Annotated in this window: 17 protein-coding genes; 7 read left to right on the top strand and 10 right to left on the bottom strand. The window is 44.2% G+C overall.

What is annotated here, in order from left to right; translation table 11 throughout:
• The first annotated feature begins 21 nt into the window (after positions 1–21).
• Positions 22–987, top strand: coding sequence for a siderophore ABC transporter substrate-binding protein (locus JZO85_RS19140; protein WP_207110116.1), 966 nt, complete (start codon positions 22–24; stop codon positions 985–987).
• A gap of 126 nt (positions 988–1,113) precedes the next feature.
• On the opposite strand, the gene arr is transcribed toward JZO85_RS19140, so the two are convergent.
• From arr to JZO85_RS19105, 7 genes are all read right to left on the bottom strand, one after another.
• Positions 1,114–1,524: an NAD(+)--rifampin ADP-ribosyltransferase gene (gene arr, locus JZO85_RS19135; RefSeq protein WP_207110115.1), complete on the bottom strand. Its 411-nt coding sequence runs from the start codon at positions 1,522–1,524 to the stop codon at positions 1,114–1,116.
• A gap of 67 nt (positions 1,525–1,591) precedes the next feature.
• The gene (locus tag JZO85_RS19130; protein ID WP_207110114.1) at positions 1,592–3,142 is read right to left on the bottom strand and encodes a WD40/YVTN/BNR-like repeat-containing protein; all 1,551 of its coding nucleotides are present in this window, start codon (positions 3,140–3,142) and stop codon (positions 1,592–1,594) included.
• A gap of 218 nt (positions 3,143–3,360) precedes the next feature.
• The gene (locus JZO85_RS19125) at positions 3,361–4,251 is read right to left on the bottom strand and encodes a sulfite exporter TauE/SafE family protein (RefSeq protein WP_207110118.1); all 891 of its coding nucleotides are present in this window, start codon (positions 4,249–4,251) and stop codon (positions 3,361–3,363) included.
• Positions 4,252–4,891: 640 nt separating this feature from the next.
• Positions 4,892–5,257, bottom strand: a complete 366-nt coding sequence (locus JZO85_RS19120) for a VOC family protein (protein ID WP_207110113.1) — start codon at positions 5,255–5,257, stop codon at positions 4,892–4,894.
• Positions 5,250–5,600 (bottom strand): iron chaperone, encoded by a 351-nt coding sequence (locus JZO85_RS19115; protein WP_207110112.1) that lies wholly within the window; start codon positions 5,598–5,600, stop codon positions 5,250–5,252. The genes JZO85_RS19120 and JZO85_RS19115 overlap by 8 nt, the downstream gene beginning before the upstream one ends.
• Before the next feature lie 63 nt (positions 5,601–5,663).
• A complete protein-coding gene (locus tag JZO85_RS19110; RefSeq protein WP_207110111.1) occupies positions 5,664–5,972 on the bottom strand; it encodes a hypothetical protein in 309 nt (102 codons plus the stop codon).
• Positions 5,972–6,925, bottom strand: coding sequence for a helix-turn-helix transcriptional regulator (locus JZO85_RS19105; RefSeq protein ID WP_207110110.1), 954 nt, complete (start codon positions 6,923–6,925; stop codon positions 5,972–5,974). The genes JZO85_RS19110 and JZO85_RS19105 overlap by 1 nt, the downstream gene beginning before the upstream one ends.
• Positions 6,926–7,130: 205 nt before the next feature.
• Between JZO85_RS19105 and proC the strand changes: the two genes are divergently transcribed.
• Positions 7,131–7,943: a pyrroline-5-carboxylate reductase gene (gene proC, locus JZO85_RS19100; RefSeq protein WP_207110109.1), complete on the top strand. Its 813-nt coding sequence runs from the start codon at positions 7,131–7,133 to the stop codon at positions 7,941–7,943.
• A gap of 132 nt (positions 7,944–8,075) precedes the next feature.
• On the opposite strand, the gene JZO85_RS19095 is transcribed toward proC, so the two are convergent.
• On the bottom strand, positions 8,076–8,975 hold the full coding sequence (locus JZO85_RS19095) for a LysR family transcriptional regulator (protein WP_207110108.1): 900 nt from the start codon (positions 8,973–8,975) through the stop codon (positions 8,076–8,078).
• A 199-nt stretch (positions 8,976–9,174) separates the two neighbouring features.
• On the opposite strand from JZO85_RS19095, the gene JZO85_RS19090 reads away from it, so the two are divergent.
• From JZO85_RS19090 to JZO85_RS19070, 5 genes are all read left to right on the top strand, one after another.
• Positions 9,175–10,365, top strand: a complete 1,191-nt coding sequence (locus tag JZO85_RS19090; protein ID WP_207110107.1) for an acetyl-CoA C-acetyltransferase — start codon at positions 9,175–9,177, stop codon at positions 10,363–10,365.
• Between the two features lie 4 nt (positions 10,366–10,369).
• Positions 10,370–11,026, top strand: a complete 657-nt coding sequence (locus JZO85_RS19085; protein ID WP_207110106.1) for a CoA transferase subunit A — start codon at positions 10,370–10,372, stop codon at positions 11,024–11,026.
• The gene (locus tag JZO85_RS19080; RefSeq protein WP_207110105.1) at positions 11,020–11,679 is read left to right on the top strand and encodes a 3-oxoacid CoA-transferase subunit B; all 660 of its coding nucleotides are present in this window, start codon (positions 11,020–11,022) and stop codon (positions 11,677–11,679) included. Before JZO85_RS19085 ends, JZO85_RS19080 begins: the two co-directional genes overlap by 7 nt.
• Positions 11,672–12,445 (top strand): 3-hydroxybutyrate dehydrogenase, encoded by a 774-nt coding sequence (locus JZO85_RS19075; RefSeq protein ID WP_207110104.1) that lies wholly within the window; start codon positions 11,672–11,674, stop codon positions 12,443–12,445. The genes JZO85_RS19080 and JZO85_RS19075 overlap by 8 nt, the downstream gene beginning before the upstream one ends.
• Before the next feature lie 63 nt (positions 12,446–12,508).
• Positions 12,509–13,843 carry a GntP family permease gene (locus JZO85_RS19070; RefSeq protein ID WP_207110103.1) on the top strand — a complete coding sequence of 445 codons (1,335 nt, stop codon included), beginning with the start codon at positions 12,509–12,511 and terminating at the stop codon, positions 13,841–13,843.
• Between the two features lie 53 nt (positions 13,844–13,896).
• Here the strand turns inward: JZO85_RS19070 and lpdA are convergent, their stop codons facing one another.
• Positions 13,897–15,288 (bottom strand): dihydrolipoyl dehydrogenase, encoded by a 1,392-nt coding sequence (lpdA, locus tag JZO85_RS19065; protein ID WP_207110102.1) that lies wholly within the window; start codon positions 15,286–15,288, stop codon positions 13,897–13,899.
• Between the two features lie 11 nt (positions 15,289–15,299).
• Positions 15,300–16,511, bottom strand: coding sequence for a dihydrolipoamide acetyltransferase family protein (locus JZO85_RS19060; protein ID WP_207110101.1), 1,212 nt, complete (start codon positions 16,509–16,511; stop codon positions 15,300–15,302).
• Between the last annotated feature and the right edge of the window lie 3 nt (positions 16,512–16,514).

Here is a 16,514-nt window from a genome sequence, read left to right as displayed (position 1 = left end):
TAGGAAGGCAGGATTATAGAAATGAAAAAATATATTGTTGGACTATCTATGGTATTGCTTGGTTTAGGCTTGGTCGGCTGCGGCTCGACGGCTAATGAAGGAAGCAGCGATTCAACAGACAAAGCGGCAGCAAACAGCACTGTCAAAGACGAGACAATCGAGGTAAATGACTCAAACGGAAAGGTGACTGTGCCAAAAAATCCTAACAAGGTCGTGATTTTCGATAATGGTTCTTTAGATACCTTGGATGCTTTAGGTGTAGGCGATAAAATCGTAGGGGCGGCAACGGATAACCTGCCTGCTTATTTGAAGGACTATAAAAAGCTAGAGTCCGCAGGCGGGATTAAGGAGCCGGATTTGGAAAAAATCAATCAAATGAAGCCGGATCTGATCATTATTTCTGGTCGTCAAAGCGACTTTCTTGATCAGCTGAAAGCCATCGCTCCAACGATGTATTTAGCTGTCGATACTTCCGATACGTGGAATTCCATCAAACAAAATGTTGAAACCTTAGGACAAATCTTCGGCAAAGAAAAAGCGGCCAAAAAACAATTAGCCGCACTGAAAACCAGTATCAAAGAAACCAAAGCAAAAGCGGAAGCAAGTAAAGACAAAGCCTTGACTGTTCTCGTTAACGAAGGTCAATTATCAGCCTATGGGAAAGACTCACGTTTTGGAATCATTTATGACACCTTCGGCTTTGCAGAAGCAGATGATACCATCAAAGCCTCTACTCATGGTCAAAGTGTCTCATATGAATATGTCCTAGATAAAAATCCAGAAATCCTCTTTGTCGTCGATCGGACAAAGGCAATCGGCGGCGATGACAGCAACAATGCTGTTGCCGACAACGAGCTAGTTGCCCAAACAACCGCCGGCAAAGACAAAAAGGTTTTCTCACTTCAATCCGACGTTTGGTACCTTAGCGGCGGCGGACTGGAATCGACTAAGATGATGCTGGAAGATGTTAATAAAGCCTTCGAATAGGACAAAAAGCCTTGATTGAATCGATCAAGGCTTTTTTATTCCGCTCTTTAACGGTTTTCTCTAGACCATCTTAACCAGCAGCAGTACGCATCTTTTTTCATGATTGAGAAAGTGTCCCGAATGTGTCTATTCATTGATTGCTTCTATTCCCTGCTGCTTCATTTTTTCCACATGCTCCAGCATTTTTTGCAGCTGTTCCGCCGAATGACCTGTCCACTCCGTCACTTCACCGACAACTTTCAAGGGCTGTTGGGTCCGGTAAGATCGGGTTGGATTGCCGGGAAATTTCTTATCTGTCAAATTGGGATCATTCTCAAATTCACCCGTCGGTTCTACTTGATAGATCCGCTGCGGCGCATCTCCTAACGCCAGCTCTGCACCCCAGATTGCCGCGTCCATCGTCGCTGAGAAATAGACAAAATTGGCTTTTTCCTGTTTGCCGTAGTTGGAGCGTTTGCCTGCCTCAAGCAGGTCGCCTACCTTCAAATCAGCTTTTGTCCCATGATAGAACGGACCTTTATCCAATACATCATTCATCGAATCAACTCCATCACTATTTTTTCTGTAACCGAGCAGTATAGCAGGAAAATTAGCAGCTGTAAACTTAATCAGTCAGCTGCACCTGCGACAGCTGTTCAGCAAATTGCCACGTTTCGCCATTATCGGAGGAACGATACAAACAGGCAAACATTTTCCCCTGATCAATCCCGTTCGTTTTCAACAAATAGAATTTGGTCTCCAGCTGATTGGTACTGACTTGAGTCACTTCGTTAGGTGATTGGAAAAGATCCAATCCACCGGTTTGATAATCCGCTGGGATCGTCACTACCGCTTCTTTGAAGGAGCTGCCGCTATTGTTGGTGTAATACAGCTTTTCCCGTGTGGAGACAAATCCTAAAGCAGGATTAACAAAGCTGACATTTTGTACAGGCTGATTGATCGTCGTACCATTGCTCCTAGACCACGTCTGCCCTTGATCATTCGTCTGGTAGATCTCCAAGCCTTCTGAAGATACCTCTGGTGATATGTTGGAATAAACCAAGATGCCGCTGCCATCGGCGAAAAACTGAGCCTTGCGATAACGAATTCGTTGCGCGGCTTCAGACACAAGTGCTTTTTTCCACGTCTGTCCATTATCACTCGAGAATAAGAAAAACAGCTCCTTTTCGTTCTCCGAATAAATAAACCAGGAGAACGCCTTTGAAACATCGTACGTCTTGTCCATCCAATACCCCAGCGGAATCTCACCACTAGTCAGCAGATAGCTGCCTGTACGCAGCCATTCAGGCTTCAGCGGTACAAAAGACCAGTCTGTCCCGCCATTTGTCGTTAAATAAAGCTCCTGCGTCTGTTCATTCAAATCCAGTTGATTCATCTGATTCACTTTTTTAGTCGGCGCCGTTCCCTGCTGCGTCAGCAGCTCGTTGCTCGTCAAGGGCGCTGCTGCACTTGAAGCGGTCGACCTTGACGGCTCAGCGCTGTAAAGATTTTGATAGCGCGTAACTCCATAATAAGTAAACACGCCGGTCCCACTAACAAAGATGAAGCTGATTATCAGTAATAGCCACTTCTGATTGACTCCCTTAGCTTTTGGAAAAGTTGCCGGCAGCAAGGACGGTTCCCCATTTAAAACGAACAATTGAATTGATGAAAAGCCCCATAGCTCCTGACGGTTGCCTAAATAAATGACCGCATCATCAAAAGTAGTGGTTAACTCGATACAATCATCCTTTGCTAAGCGCAGCGTTGGCTTTCGATCGTCTTCTGCTAAATAATAGGCCTCGCGATCCTGATAAACCACTGGGTACTTCGCTGCTTCTTTTACATAGCGCTCCAGAAAACGTTGAAACGACTGCCGTAGTCTGATTTCTTGAATCACATTCACCAGGAAGAAGACGACTGTCGCCGCTGCACTGATTCCTCCCAGCACTAGTGAAAAATGATAAAAGCCCCGCAGCCAGTAGCCGCGATCAATCGAATGTACACGCATCCCCAAATACTGATAAACAAAACTTCCAATACCGAAAAACAGGACCGATGCACCAATTAGAAACAGAAAAGCCGAAATCAGATTCTTTTGGCGATTTTTTCGTACGCGCCGATAAATTGGTTCTCCCGCAGACAGCAAGTCGATGATTAATGATTCCTGATCCATAATTTCTCCTATCAGTTAACTTGTTTCGTCTATTATCTGTCAGAAGCTGGCGGTTGAACAGAGAATTTTCTCTAAAAGTTTGTAAAGAATTCCGACGAAAACCTAATCATTCAGCAATAGCCGCAAGCAATAATTTCGCTACTGAACGGACCGAAAAAGGATTTTGTTTTTACAACTAATACCTTTCGTATGATCAAAAAAAAGCCTTAGAGATTTCTCTAAGACTTTTTCAAATTGCCGGCAAATTCATGCATTCCCTTACGGATGTAAGTGAAACCTGAATAAAGAACAACGACGATCACGATCCAGGTTAATACGGTCATATTCAATCCGGTAACAAAACGCGTCGCGATAATCACTCCGATGATCCCGCCGATCGTAATTCCCAGACTGACTTTACGGGAGTAATCACCTGATTTAATAAAGTTTGTGCCGGCAACAGGCATTAGCCCTGCGCAAGAAGCCATCATGATGGGAAAAGCGACTAGCGGGCTCAAGCCTAGCATGTAAACCATCGCCATACACGGAGCATATAAGCCAACGCCGATCGTCATCAATGCGCCCAAGATGAAGTTTCCAACAATACCGATCACCAATTTCACTCCGGTCAAACTGGTCAAATGATTGCCCGTTCCTAATAAATCAAGCAAACCTAATTGTTTTAACGCCATCAATGCCGCAGTGATGATCAACGCGATGCCCATATAAAACTGCACCTTTTTTTCAGGAAGCTTACTAACGGTTTTTGAGCCGACATAAGAACCGACGATCGCTGCGATAACTAATGAAAATAAGGTCAACGGTGCCACTTTTACTACTGTAATAAAAATGAACGCTTCAATAATTACCGGAACCGTATGAGAAACATTTAACGTTCCTGGCAGTTGCCGATCATTGTCTAATTGTTTCGTCGTTTCCAAAAGCATGGTCGTCGGTGCAAAGCTGCCGATCCCCAAGGTATCCATCGCGTCGGTAATAAAGCCGATCACACCAGAAACAAAGATGTTTCCGCCGCCCCAGTTTCCGCGCTCTGCGATCAAATCGCGAATAAAATAAAAAAGATAATAAACCAATAGGACACCCAACAGTCCCAACAAAATTTGTACCATCATTCTCTCCTCTAAATAAAATAATCAATGAAAGCTCTTTTTCCTCTTAAGATAATACAACAATTCACAAGGATTTTGACTTAAATCAACTAACAGTTTGATGATAGTCGTCCAAGAAATCTTAAAGGATTCCATGAGTTCAGATAAGAGAAAAACAACATTTCCTAAAAAAATTATTTTTCAAAAAAACGAAAAATGAATGTATTTTCGTACGCATATCATCACGCTAAACTTATTGAGCATAAATTAGCTTCACACTAGTAATGACGTTCTCTCCTTAGGGTCTGCAAAAAGCGTGACTGACAGCTAACTCTTCCTAGAGGAATCATTTTTCAAAAAAAACGAAAAATGAATGTATTTTCGTACGCATATCATCACGCTAAACTTATTGAGCATAAATTAGCTTTACACTAGTAATGAACGTTCTCTCCTTAGGGGCTGCAAAAAGCGTGACTGACAGCTAGCTCTTCCTAGAGGAATCATTTTTCAAAAAAAATGAAAAATGAATGTATTTTCGTACGCATATCATCACGCTAAACTTATTGAGCATAAATTAGCTTCACACTAGTAATGCATGTTCTCTTCTTAGGGACTGCAAAAAGCGTGACTGACAAAAAAATGACCTTCAATTTCTTGAAGGTCATTCACTCAACACAAAATAATTATTTTCCGGATCGGCAAAATTGAACAGCCGTTTCCCACCCTGCTCCACAATAGGATTTACCTTAGGACTAAGCTTTTGCAGGCGATCGTGGCAGGCATCAAGGTCCGACACCTTCATTAGTAACGAAGGAAAATTGTCCGCGACTTCGGGAGAAACCTTTTCAATAAATTGGCGATCAAACAGAACCAGCTCCACTGATTCAAACAACTCTAGCGTGATTTGCAGGGAGCCATCCGGCATTGGCTGCTGCGAGGTGATCTTCCCGCCCACTCCTTCTTGCCAGAAAGCCGCTGAACCGGCAACATCCTTGACGTACAACATGATTTCGATTCCATTAAGCATTTTTCTCCACCACTTCCTTCAGACGAAAACGCACCATCTCTGTAATCATCTCTGATGGCAATTCTTGTTTATAAGGAATCTGCAATGCCCCCTTTGAGGTTTTATAGTCCTTCAGTCGTTCTTCAAAGGCAGTCATCGCACTTGGTGTCGGATAAAATCCCAAATGCTTTTTCATCGCGCCAAAGTGAACTAAGTTCTCTGTTAAATAAAACGTTGGCATTCCGTAAGAAATTTTTTCAGTGGTTTCCTCCGGGACTATTTCTTTGATCAGTTGATAGATTTCTTGAAGCATCGGCTGCTGATCCGTTTCAGCAGCGTGAATGTATTCTTCAATCGGTGACATCGCTTCACGCCCTTTTTTCTTTTTAGTCTAGCGGAAATCATTGAAAAGGTATACAAACTTGCTCTAATCGTCCTTTAGCAAATCCCCCAAAGAAAAGCCGTCAAAAGTCTCACCATCGTAATACTTCAATAATTGATCCGCTGTTAATAACGAAGAGGTCATCTCTTCATCCTTATCCTCGACTTGATTCAATGCCGCGTATTCCTGATACTGCTCCGCCAATTGGCGATACAGCTCTTTCTTTGAAGGACCTGCGCCTGTAATAAAAGGCAATTCCTTGATATGTCCTCGATAAAGAGGTCGCTCATTCACCCACTCGATCGGCTGCTCAACGACGGTCAATTGAACCTCGGCAAAAATATCTTCATACATTATTTTTCCTCCTCTCGCATTTTTCGATACTGACGCGGTGTGATTCCTTCGATCTGCTTAAACCGTTTATAGAAAAAGGCCTTGTCTTTATAGCCTAAGCGCTCCACGATTGTTTGGATTGTCAGATCCGTTTGTTCCAGATAGCTTTTACAGCGCTCAATTCTTCTTAATAAGACGATTTCCGTAAATGACTGCCCCGTCTTCTCCTTCAATAAACTCGATAAATAATTCGGGTGAAAATGAAATTTTTGTGCGACCTCCTCTAGCGTCACCTGCTCCAAACGAGCATCGATATACGCCAATAGCTCTTCCGTCAGCTGTCCATTGGAGATAAATCTGTCCTTGGCAATCAACCGCTCGGGCTTGCCCTGGCTAATCTCGACAATCAACAGGACAAAGGCCGATTTTGTCACTTTATTGTTGAAGTACGCCATTTTAACTACTTGCTTTAGTAAAAGCAGGGCGTAAAAATGCACATCGGTCTCCTCCGCAAAATCATAGACCAAAAAGCGCGGGATACTAGCAAACTCATTACTCAAAGCCTCCACAAAGAAACGATACAGCAGCGGCTCTTCAAAAAATTGGCCCAGCAGCGATTCTGTAAAATAGCTCGATTTAAAATAAAAGGCGATCACTTCCGTCTCTAAATCTCCGCAATAGGAAAGCTGTGTTGCCCCATTGACTATGATCAATCCGCCCGCGTTCAGCTCCTTTTCCACATCGTTGATCTGAACAGCCACTGTTCCCTTCATCACATACAGCATTCGAATAAAATCGGCCGGAACCGCGATCTGAGCCCTTGTTTCCTTCGTCACGAAAGCCGCAATTTCTCGCCGCGCATTTGCAGCAAAACGCTGGACCTCGCCAATCATTTGACCATCATCGCCTAAGTAGCAATCCAAGGTTGCCAAAAATTGATAAAAGCTGTTATACTCCGTTGCCGTTACATCCATTTACCCACCACCTTAGAATCAAACACTTTCTTCTTTATCTACACTATTTTCAATATGTATCGATAGGCATATAATTTCTTTATTGATTGTACCATGTTTATGAATTTTAGACATTTGATTCAAACACTTTGCAAGTTCCACAAATCGGATGAATACGCATGCGTGAATTTGCTCAATACAATAGCCAAAAAAAGGAGAATTCACTATGAAAATCGGTTTTATCGGTGCCGGCAATATGGCATCTGCAATTGTTGAAGGCATTGTCCAAAAAGGGTTCAGCCAACCAGAGGACATTTACTTGTATGATATCTCAACAGAAAAAGTCCAAGCTTTCGCGAAAAAAATTGGTGCACATGCGGTAAATGATCCGCAGGAAGTTATCAAAACGGTCGATACCTTGATCTTGGCAGTCAAGCCGAATGTCATTAAGGGCGTATTACTGGAGGCAAAGGATGCGATTCTGCAAAATGATCCATTAATCGTCTCGATCGCCGCTGGAACAAGTACCGAAGCGATCTATGATGTATTCGAAACAGATCAGCCGATCCGAATCGTTCGAGTAATGCCGAATATGAATGCGATGGTTGGCGAAGGTGCGGCGGCTGTTTGCGGAAATGCGAGCGCTGCAGAAGAAGATGTCACAACGATTATCGATCTGTTTAACGCAGTCGGCAAAGCTTGGCCGCTAGAAGAAAAATACTTCTCGATCTTCACAGCCATCGCTGGAAGCTCGCCGGCTTATACCTTCTTGTTCATCGACTCAATCGCTCGTGCAGCAGTGAAGAATGGGCTGCCGAAGGATATCGCGCTAGAAATGGCGACACAGGCAGTTTTAGGCAGTGCGGAAACCTTGGCTCACAGCAAGGAAAATCCATGGACACTGATCGATCGAGTAAGCTCTCCAGGAGGAACAACTGTCGCTGGGATCGTGGAATTAGAAGACAACGCCTTTATCTCAACCGTTATTAAAGGAATCGATGCAACGATCCGTAAAGACGAGGAATTAGGGAAAAAATAGCGCTGGTAAGAACAATTTTTCGAACGCCTTCCGCTGATTGCCGAAATAGTCGTTTGACATACTGCGCCTATCTTAAAAAATTCTATAAAAGGACTTGGCAGATGATTTCGCCAAGTCCTTTTTGCTGCACCTTTATTTCGCTTGAAACAACTTTATCAATGTATCGTAAATGTAATTTTCAGTATTTGTATAATTGTTTTTCTTCAGCCGGCAGATCATGACCTTCCAGACAATCGGCTCATTCATCTGGCGCGCAACAAAATCTTCCGACGCATATTGATCCGCCATCGGCAATGGTAAAATCGTTAGCAGCTCTTCATTGATTTTTACTGAGTTCAGCAGAAAATCCCAAGAGCTGGATTTCAAAATAATGTTCGTATACACGTTCTTGCGTTCGCAAGCATCCTTGAATAAATGATGGATCATGAAGCTCTCATCAAACAGTGCGATTTTCTCATTGTGCAAATCTTTCCAATCGATTCGTTTCTTTTCCGCCAGATGATGCTTAGGCGACAGAAATACAGACAGCTCCGAGCTCTGAATCTCAAATGAATCAATGATATTCTGAGAAATGCCTTCCGGTGAAAGTAAAACAGCAATATCGACCGTTTCTAAAAGCAGCTCCCCTTTTAGACGATGGGCGCCCTGTTCTTTAAGCGTAAAATTGATCGTAGGATTGTCTAAAATCAATTTCGGCATAATGGTCGAAAAAATAAGAGACAATATTAACGGCGGAATACCAATCGTGATGCTGCCAGCCATCGTATCGGCCGCTTCATGAAGATTCATCTGCATTTCATTATATTTTTTTATAACCTCTTGAGCATCAGCATAATACTTTTCACCAATATAAGTCAGACCGACGATCTTTCCATTGTTCCGTTTAAACAAACTCGTTCCTTCACGACTTTCGAAATCATTGATCATAATACTCAGAGTTGGCTGTGAAATATAGAGATTCTGGGCGGTTCGGCTCAAATTAAAATCGTTATTCACAATTGATATAAAATAACGAAGATGCTTAATATCCATGTTTACCCTCCTGCATTTCTTTCCTCATGCTCTTAGGATAGGCAGGCTTTTGCGAAATGTCAAAGCAATCCTCTATAAAAAAAATTAATACCTTGCTAAAAATTTGCTATTTTGCTTCTGCGCATATTCTTGTTATGCTTTCCATGGAATTGATTGAAAGCGCTTTTAATCCACTAAAATTATTTTAAGGAGTATTTGCATGAGAGAAATCGTCATTACCTCTGCTTTACGAACACCTATCGGCTCGTTCGGCGGAACATTAAAAAATATTTCAGCCATTGATTTGGGTCAGCAGGTTGTCAAGGAGCTTCTAGCACAAGCGGGAATCGCCCCTGACGAAATAGATGAAGTCATCTTCGGAAATGTCCTGCATGGCGGACTTGGACAAAATGTCGCTAGACAAATCGCCGTCAATGCCGGGATACCGGTTGAAAAAACGGCCTTTACCTTAGATATGGTCTGCGGCTCCGGCTTAAAATCAGTCGAGCTGGCGATCCAAGCAATTGCTTGCGGGGATGCTGAGGTTATTATTGCCGGCGGTACCGAAAATATGAGCCAAGCACCCTATGTGTTAAAGGATCATCGCTGGGGCGGTCGGTTAGGTGATGGGAAAATCATCGACACCTTGACCAATGACGGATTGACCGACGCCTTTAACCACTATCACATGGGAATTACGGCTGAGAACATCGCGGAAAAATACCAAATATCACGTGAAGAACAAGATCAATTTGCGGCGAACAGTCAAAAGAAAGCAGTCGCAGCGTTGGAACAGGAGCGATTCGCTGAAGAGATCGTGCCGATCACCATCCCTCAACGCCGCGGCGAAGATCTACTTTTCACTAAGGATGAATACCCTAAATCCAACAGCTCCTTTGAAAAGCTGCAAAAATTGCGCCCTGCCTTTACCAAAGATGGCAGCGTGACCGCTGGGAATGCTTCTGGTATCAATGACGGTGCGGCGGCGGTTCTAATTATGAGCCGCGAAAAAGCAGAGGCGTTGAATCTGCCCATTTTAGCCGAAATCGTTAGCTATGCGAGTGCAGGAGTAGCCCCTGAAATAATGGGCACCGGCCCTATTCCGGCCACTAAGAAAGCATTAAGCAAAGCGGCATTAACCATGTCGGCTATTGATTTGATCGAAGCTAACGAAGCATTTGCTTCACAGGCGATTAGTGTTATGCGAGCACTTGAGATGGACCCTGACAAGGTGAATGTCAACGGAGGAGCGATTGCATTAGGCCATCCAATTGGTGCCAGCGGCGCTCGAATCTTGGTTTCTTTAGTACATGAAATGAAACGCAGAGAGGTCACTTATGGTCTGGCAACGCTTTGTATCGGCGGCGGACAAGGAACTTCTTTAATCGTTAAGAACGGAAACGAGGAATAATAGGATGAAGACAATTGATATAAGCAAAGCCGCAGAAATGGTCAATGATGGCGACGTCCTGATGGTCGGCGGTTTTATGGCAAATGGAACACCAGAAGCATTGATTGATGCTTTGGTTGAAAAAGGCGTTAAAAATCTAACGTTGATCTGCAACGATGCAGGATTCATTGATAAGGGTGTCGGGAAAATGGTTGTGAATAAGCAATTCGCTAAAATCATTGCCTCTCATATCGGCTTAAATCGTGAAGCCGGCCGACAAATGAATGAAGGGGAAACAATCATTGATTTGGTACCGCAGGGAACGCTGATCGAACAAATCCGTTCTGGCGCTTACGGCTTGGGCGGCTTCTTGACACCAACTGGCGTTGGGACCCTTGTCGCAGAAGGAAAGACTGTCTTAAACATCGATGATCGTGACTATCTGCTTGAAAAACCTTTGAAAGCAGATGTCGCTTTGATCCTTGCTGATGTGGCCGACGAATCCGGCAACCTTCAGTACGCAGGTTCCGAAAACAACTTTAACCATCTTATGGCTGCTAACGCGACAACGACTATTGTGGAAGCACGCAAAGTCGTTCCGGTTGGCACGATCGATCCAATTTTTGTTCATACACCAAATATCTTTGTTGATTATCTCGTGGAAGGAGGTGCAGCATGCTAACAAAAGATCAAATGCAAGAGCGTATCGCTAGACGAGTCGCCCAAGAACTAACGGATCATTCATTAGTCAATTTAGGAATTGGACTCCCAACTAAAGTCGCTAACTACATTCCTGATGGTATTCATGTAACCTTACAATCTGAAAATGGTTTCATTGGTCTCGGTCCAGTACCAGAAGAAATTGATCCAACGATCGTCAATGCGGGCGGACAGCCGGTGTCGATCCAGCCTGGCGGTGCTTTTTTTGACAGCAGTACCTCGTTTGGCATCATTCGCGGTGGTCATGTAGATGTCACGGTTTTGGGTGCTTTGCAGGTGGATCAAAATGGCAACATCGCCAATTACTTGATTCCTGGGAAAATGGTTCCCGGCATGGGCGGTGCGATGGATTTACTGACTGGAGCAAAAAAAGTCATTGTTGCCATGGAGCATACAAGTAAAGGAACACCAAAAATTTTGAAGAACTGCACACTTCCTTTAACAGCAAAAGGAATCGTTGACCTGATTATCACCGAGATGGGAGTCTTCCGAGTTACCCCAGAAGGTGTTGAAGTCACAGAGATTTATCCAGATTTTACATTCGAAGAAATTCAAGCGGCAACAGAAGTGCCGTTAATAAAAAACATTCAAGAGGAGAAGATGCAAAATGTCTAAAGAAGTCGTATTCGTAACAGGAGCCGCTAGCGGTATTGGAAAACAAATCGGAGAAACGTTTTTAAATGAAGGAAAGATCGTCGTCTTTTCAGATATCAATAAAGAGAAGCTGGATGAACAAGTAGCCAACTACAATAAGCAAGGGCATGAGTCATTCGGAATCGTCTGTGATGTAACAAAAGAGGAGGCGATCAATGCCGCGATCGACCAAACGGTTGAAAAATATGGCCGCTTAGATATTCTAGTGAACAATGCCGGTCTGCAGCACGTAGCGATGATCGAGGATTTCCCAACAGAAAAATTCGAATTCATGCTAAAAGTTATGCTGGTTGCTCCTTTTATCGCAATCAAACGGGCTTTCCCAACAATGAAAAAACAAAAACATGGCCGGGTGATCAATATGGCCTCCATCAATGGCGTGATCGGTTTTGCTGGAAAATCTGCCTATAATTCCGCAAAGCACGGCATCATCGGCTTAACCAAAGTTGCTGCTTTAGAGGCTGCTGATTCAGGGATTACTGTAAATGCTATTTGTCCCGGTTACGTAGATACGCCGCTCGTTCGCGGGCAATTTGAAGATCTTTCTAAGACTCGGGGAATTCCGTTGGAAAATGTCTTAGAGGAGGTTCTGTACCCGCTCGTACCGCAAAAACGTTTGATCGATGTCCAAGAAATTGCTGATTATGTTTCCTTCTTAGCAAGTGATAAAGCAAAAGGCGTTACTGGACAAGCTGTATTACTTGATGGCGGTTACACCGCTCAATAAATCTCAAACGGGCGAAAGCATGCTTCCAAAATGTTTTCGCTCGTTCTATGAAGGAGGAAAATCATGAGTTTGCTTGGTTCGATCGGTGTCCTGCTGGGTGTCGCTGCAATCATCTATTTTTCACTAAAAGAAATCAACATTATTATCGCAGCTCCTTTGGCCACGTTGATCGTTGTACTTTTGAATCGAATGGATGTTGTCACTTCTCTATTAGGAAATCAACCCAACAACTATATGGGGGCGCTGTCCACCTATATTTTGAATTATTTCGCGATCTTTTTGCTCGGCTCGATTTTGGCTAAATTGATGGAAGCCAGCAATGCCACCGTTTCGATTGCTGATTTTATTTTACAAAAGGTCGGGTATGATAACCCTTATCGCGTACTCGTTGCTATTTTTATCATCAGTGCGATCCTAACCTATGGCGGGATCAGCTTATTCGTTGTAATGTTTGCAGTCTTGCCGCTAGCTAAGTCACTTTTCAAAAAAATGGATCTTGCTTGGAATTTGATCCAAATCCCATTGTGGCTGGGGATAGCGACTGTCACGATGACGGTCTTGCCTGGAACACCGGCAATTCAAAATGTCATCCCAATCCAATACTTGGATACTTCTCTGACCGCGGCAGCTGTCCCTAGTATCTTAGGCAGTATTGGCTGTGTCATTTTTGGCTTGTTTTACATGAAACGTACGTTGAACAAAAGCTTAGCCAAGGGAGAAAATTTTTCTACCTACACTTCGGGGGCTCAAACGGAAACCTCTGATCGGAAACAGCCGGCCTTCATTGCCAGCATTATGCCGTTAACAGTATTAGTCGTTATCGCAATCTCCGGCAGTGTATTAGGAAATGATTTCATCAAAAAAAATATTATCTATGTAGCTCTGCTCGTCGGGATCGTATTAGCGCTGGTTCTTTTTTACGGTTATATCCCTGACAAAATCGGTTCACTGAGTGTTGGGGCTACCGGCTCTGTCGGTCCAATCTTTGCAACGGCATCAGCTGTGGCCTTTGGGGCGGTAGTGATGATTGCACCCGGCTTCAAAATTTTCTCTGACTTGATCCTGAATATCCCAGGCAGCCCGCTGATTAGTTTAACTGTACTAACCTCAGCTATGTCTGCTATCACGGGTTCCTCTTCTGGTGCGTTGGGAATCGTCATGCCCAACTTCTCAGAATACTACCTTTCAACTGGATTAAATCCCGAGATGATCCACCGGGTCGCCGCCGTTGCTTCAAATATTTTAACGATTGTTCCGCAAAGCGGTGTGCTGCTGACCTTCTTAAGCCTAACGGGTTTAAACCATAAGAATGGATTTAAGCAAACTTTCACTACCGTATTTATGGGGACTTTGATTGCTGAAATCATCATCATTATCGTTGGCTCTGTAATGTATTAAAAATAGACCTCATAAAACCGAACAACTCGTTCGTCTTTATGAGGTCTATTTATTTACATATGAATCGGCAATCCTAATCCAACTTCACAAGCATCCATCACCATTTCAGATAATGTCGGATGCCCATGAATCGTCAGAGAGATATCCTCCAGGGTCAGATAGGATTCAATTGCCAACGTGATCTCAGCCACTAGATCACTGGCATTGACTCCGACGATTTGAGCTCCTAAAATAAGTTCGGTCTCTGCTTCAAAGACTAAGCGGACAAATCCTTCCGTCGCATTTAATGATAATGCTCGCCCATTGGCTTGCATCGGGAAGTTCGCTGTCTGCGCTTTGATTCCTTCTGCTTTCGCTTCCGCTAATGTATATCCGACAGTGGCAACTTCTGGATCCGTGAAGCAGATTGCCGGGATCGCACGATAATCTTTCGCTACGTTCTTCCCGCTAATCACTTCTGCCGCGACCTTTGCTTCATAGCTGGCTTTATGAGCAAGCGCCAAGCCTTCTACGATATCACCAATCGCAAAAATTGTTTTCTGCGAAGTCCGATACTGCTCATCCACCTTGATCAAGTTTCTTTCCGTAAGAGTGACTCCAGCTTTTTCCAAGCCTAAGTTTTCTGTATTCGGTCTGCGGCCGACTGTTACCATTACATAATCGGCTTCGATGGTTTGGGTCTTGCCTTTTACTTCGAACTCTACCGCAACACCATCGGTCGTCTCCGTCGCCTTTTTCGCTTTCGCATTCGTATAAATTTCCACGCCATTTTGTTTGAACTTATTTGCGACCAGCTGTTGAATGTCGCTTTCAAAATTCGGAACGATATTTTCCGCCCCTTCAATAATCGTTACCTCAGAACCAAGATTGCGATACGCACCGCCAAGCTCCGAACCAACAATCCCGCCGCCGATAATAATCAGCTTCTTAGGAATCTCCTTCAGGTTCAACCCACCAGTAGAATCTACTATGCGGCCGCCAAAAGCAAAACCAGGAATTTCGATAGGCCGGCTGCCAGTCGCTACGATCGCATGCTTGAACTCTAGTTTTTCTTCCCCTGTTTTGGTTGTGATCGTCAGACTTTGCGGTCCAGTAAATTTGGCACGCCCCATGATGACGTCCACGCCATTTTTCTTTAAAAGCATCCCTACACCTGAGGTCAATGTTTTAACAACTTGCTGATCTTTCCATTGCTGTGTTTTGGTGAAATCCAAAGCAGCCTCCTTCACACGTAACCCTAGAAAGTCAGAATGCTGTGCCTCTTGATAACGATGGCCTGCTGTGATCAATGCTTTAGATGGAATACATCCGACATTCAAGCATACACCGCCGATATGTTCCGCCTCTACCACCGTCACCTTTTGACCTAACTGTGCGGCTCGAATTGCTGCCACATAACCGCCAGGACCTGCGCCGATTACGACTGTTTCTGTTTTTTTTGTCATCTCCACGCCCCCTACAGCAACAAGCTCATTGGATTTTCCAGCAGGTCAACAATCATACTTAAGAATGCTGCGGCAGGTGCGCCGTCAGCGACCCGATGATCAAAGGACAAGCATAGATTCAACGCTGTGATTGTCGCCACCTGTGGTCCCTCTGGTGTGTCTTCAACCACTAATTTATCGTAGCTTCCGCCAACTCCTAAGATCGCTACTTCCGGTAAATTGATGATTGGATTGAAGGTTTGGACTTTGCTGCGGCCTAATGAACTAATGGTAAAGGTTCCGCCGCTCATTTCTGCCGGCATCAATTGACCATCTCGGGCTTTTTTCGTCACAGCTTTCACTGCTGCTGTCAAATCGCTCAAGCCTTTTTGATCTGCCTGCTCAACGACCGGGACAATTAAACCGTCGGAAACGGCAACGGCCACCCCAAGATTAACCTGTTCAAACTGCTTAATTCCCTCAGCATAAGCATGGGCATTAAATTCTGGATACGCCTTTAATGCTACCATCGCTGCTTTGGCGATAATTTCTAAGAAAGATAACCGTTCGTCTGTACGCTCTTCCACCATCGGCAGCAGCTGTTTCCGCAACTCGATGACTTTCGTCAAATCAACCTCAGCATTCATTGTGACATGCGGAATCGTGTGCTTGCTCTCTGACATCTTATCTGCAATTACTTTACGCATGCCGCTCCAAGGAATCAGCTCACCTTCAGCAGCTTTTGCTGTTGACGCTACAACTGCTGCCGGTTCTTGGTATTCCTTCACATCGAGTGCTTGGATGCGGCCTTTCGGTCCAGAGCCCTGAACCTTTTGCAAATCGATCCCCTTTTCTCGTGCAATCCGACGCGCCGCTGGTGTTGCGCGAACTTTTGTTGTTACGATCGTTGTTTCTTTCGCTGGTTCCGTTGTTTCTGCTGCTTCGGCTTTTGTTTCTTCAGCAGTCTCAGAGCCAGCACCCGGCATCTCCGCAGGAACGTCTTCCCCGGCTTCACCAATGTAGGCGATCACTGAATTTACTGGTGCACTTTCACCGTCGCCGATATATTTTTTGAGTAAAATCCCTTCATCGTAGGCTTCCACTTCGATCGCGATTTTATCGGTCATCACTTCAAAAATCGCTTCCCCGATCTCTACAGAATCCCCTTCGTTTTTTAGCCAAGTCGTGATCGTTCCCACATCCATTGTGGAACTCAACTTCGGCATCAATACTTCGTTCGCCATCTT

The sequence above is a fragment of the Candidatus Enterococcus murrayae genome (assembly GCF_017315985.1).
In the GTDB taxonomy this organism is placed as follows: domain Bacteria; phylum Bacillota; class Bacilli; order Lactobacillales; family Enterococcaceae; genus Enterococcus_A; species Enterococcus_A murrayae.
Note: the sequence above shows the minus strand (reverse complement) of the source record. Positions and strands in the feature narration are given on the sequence as shown.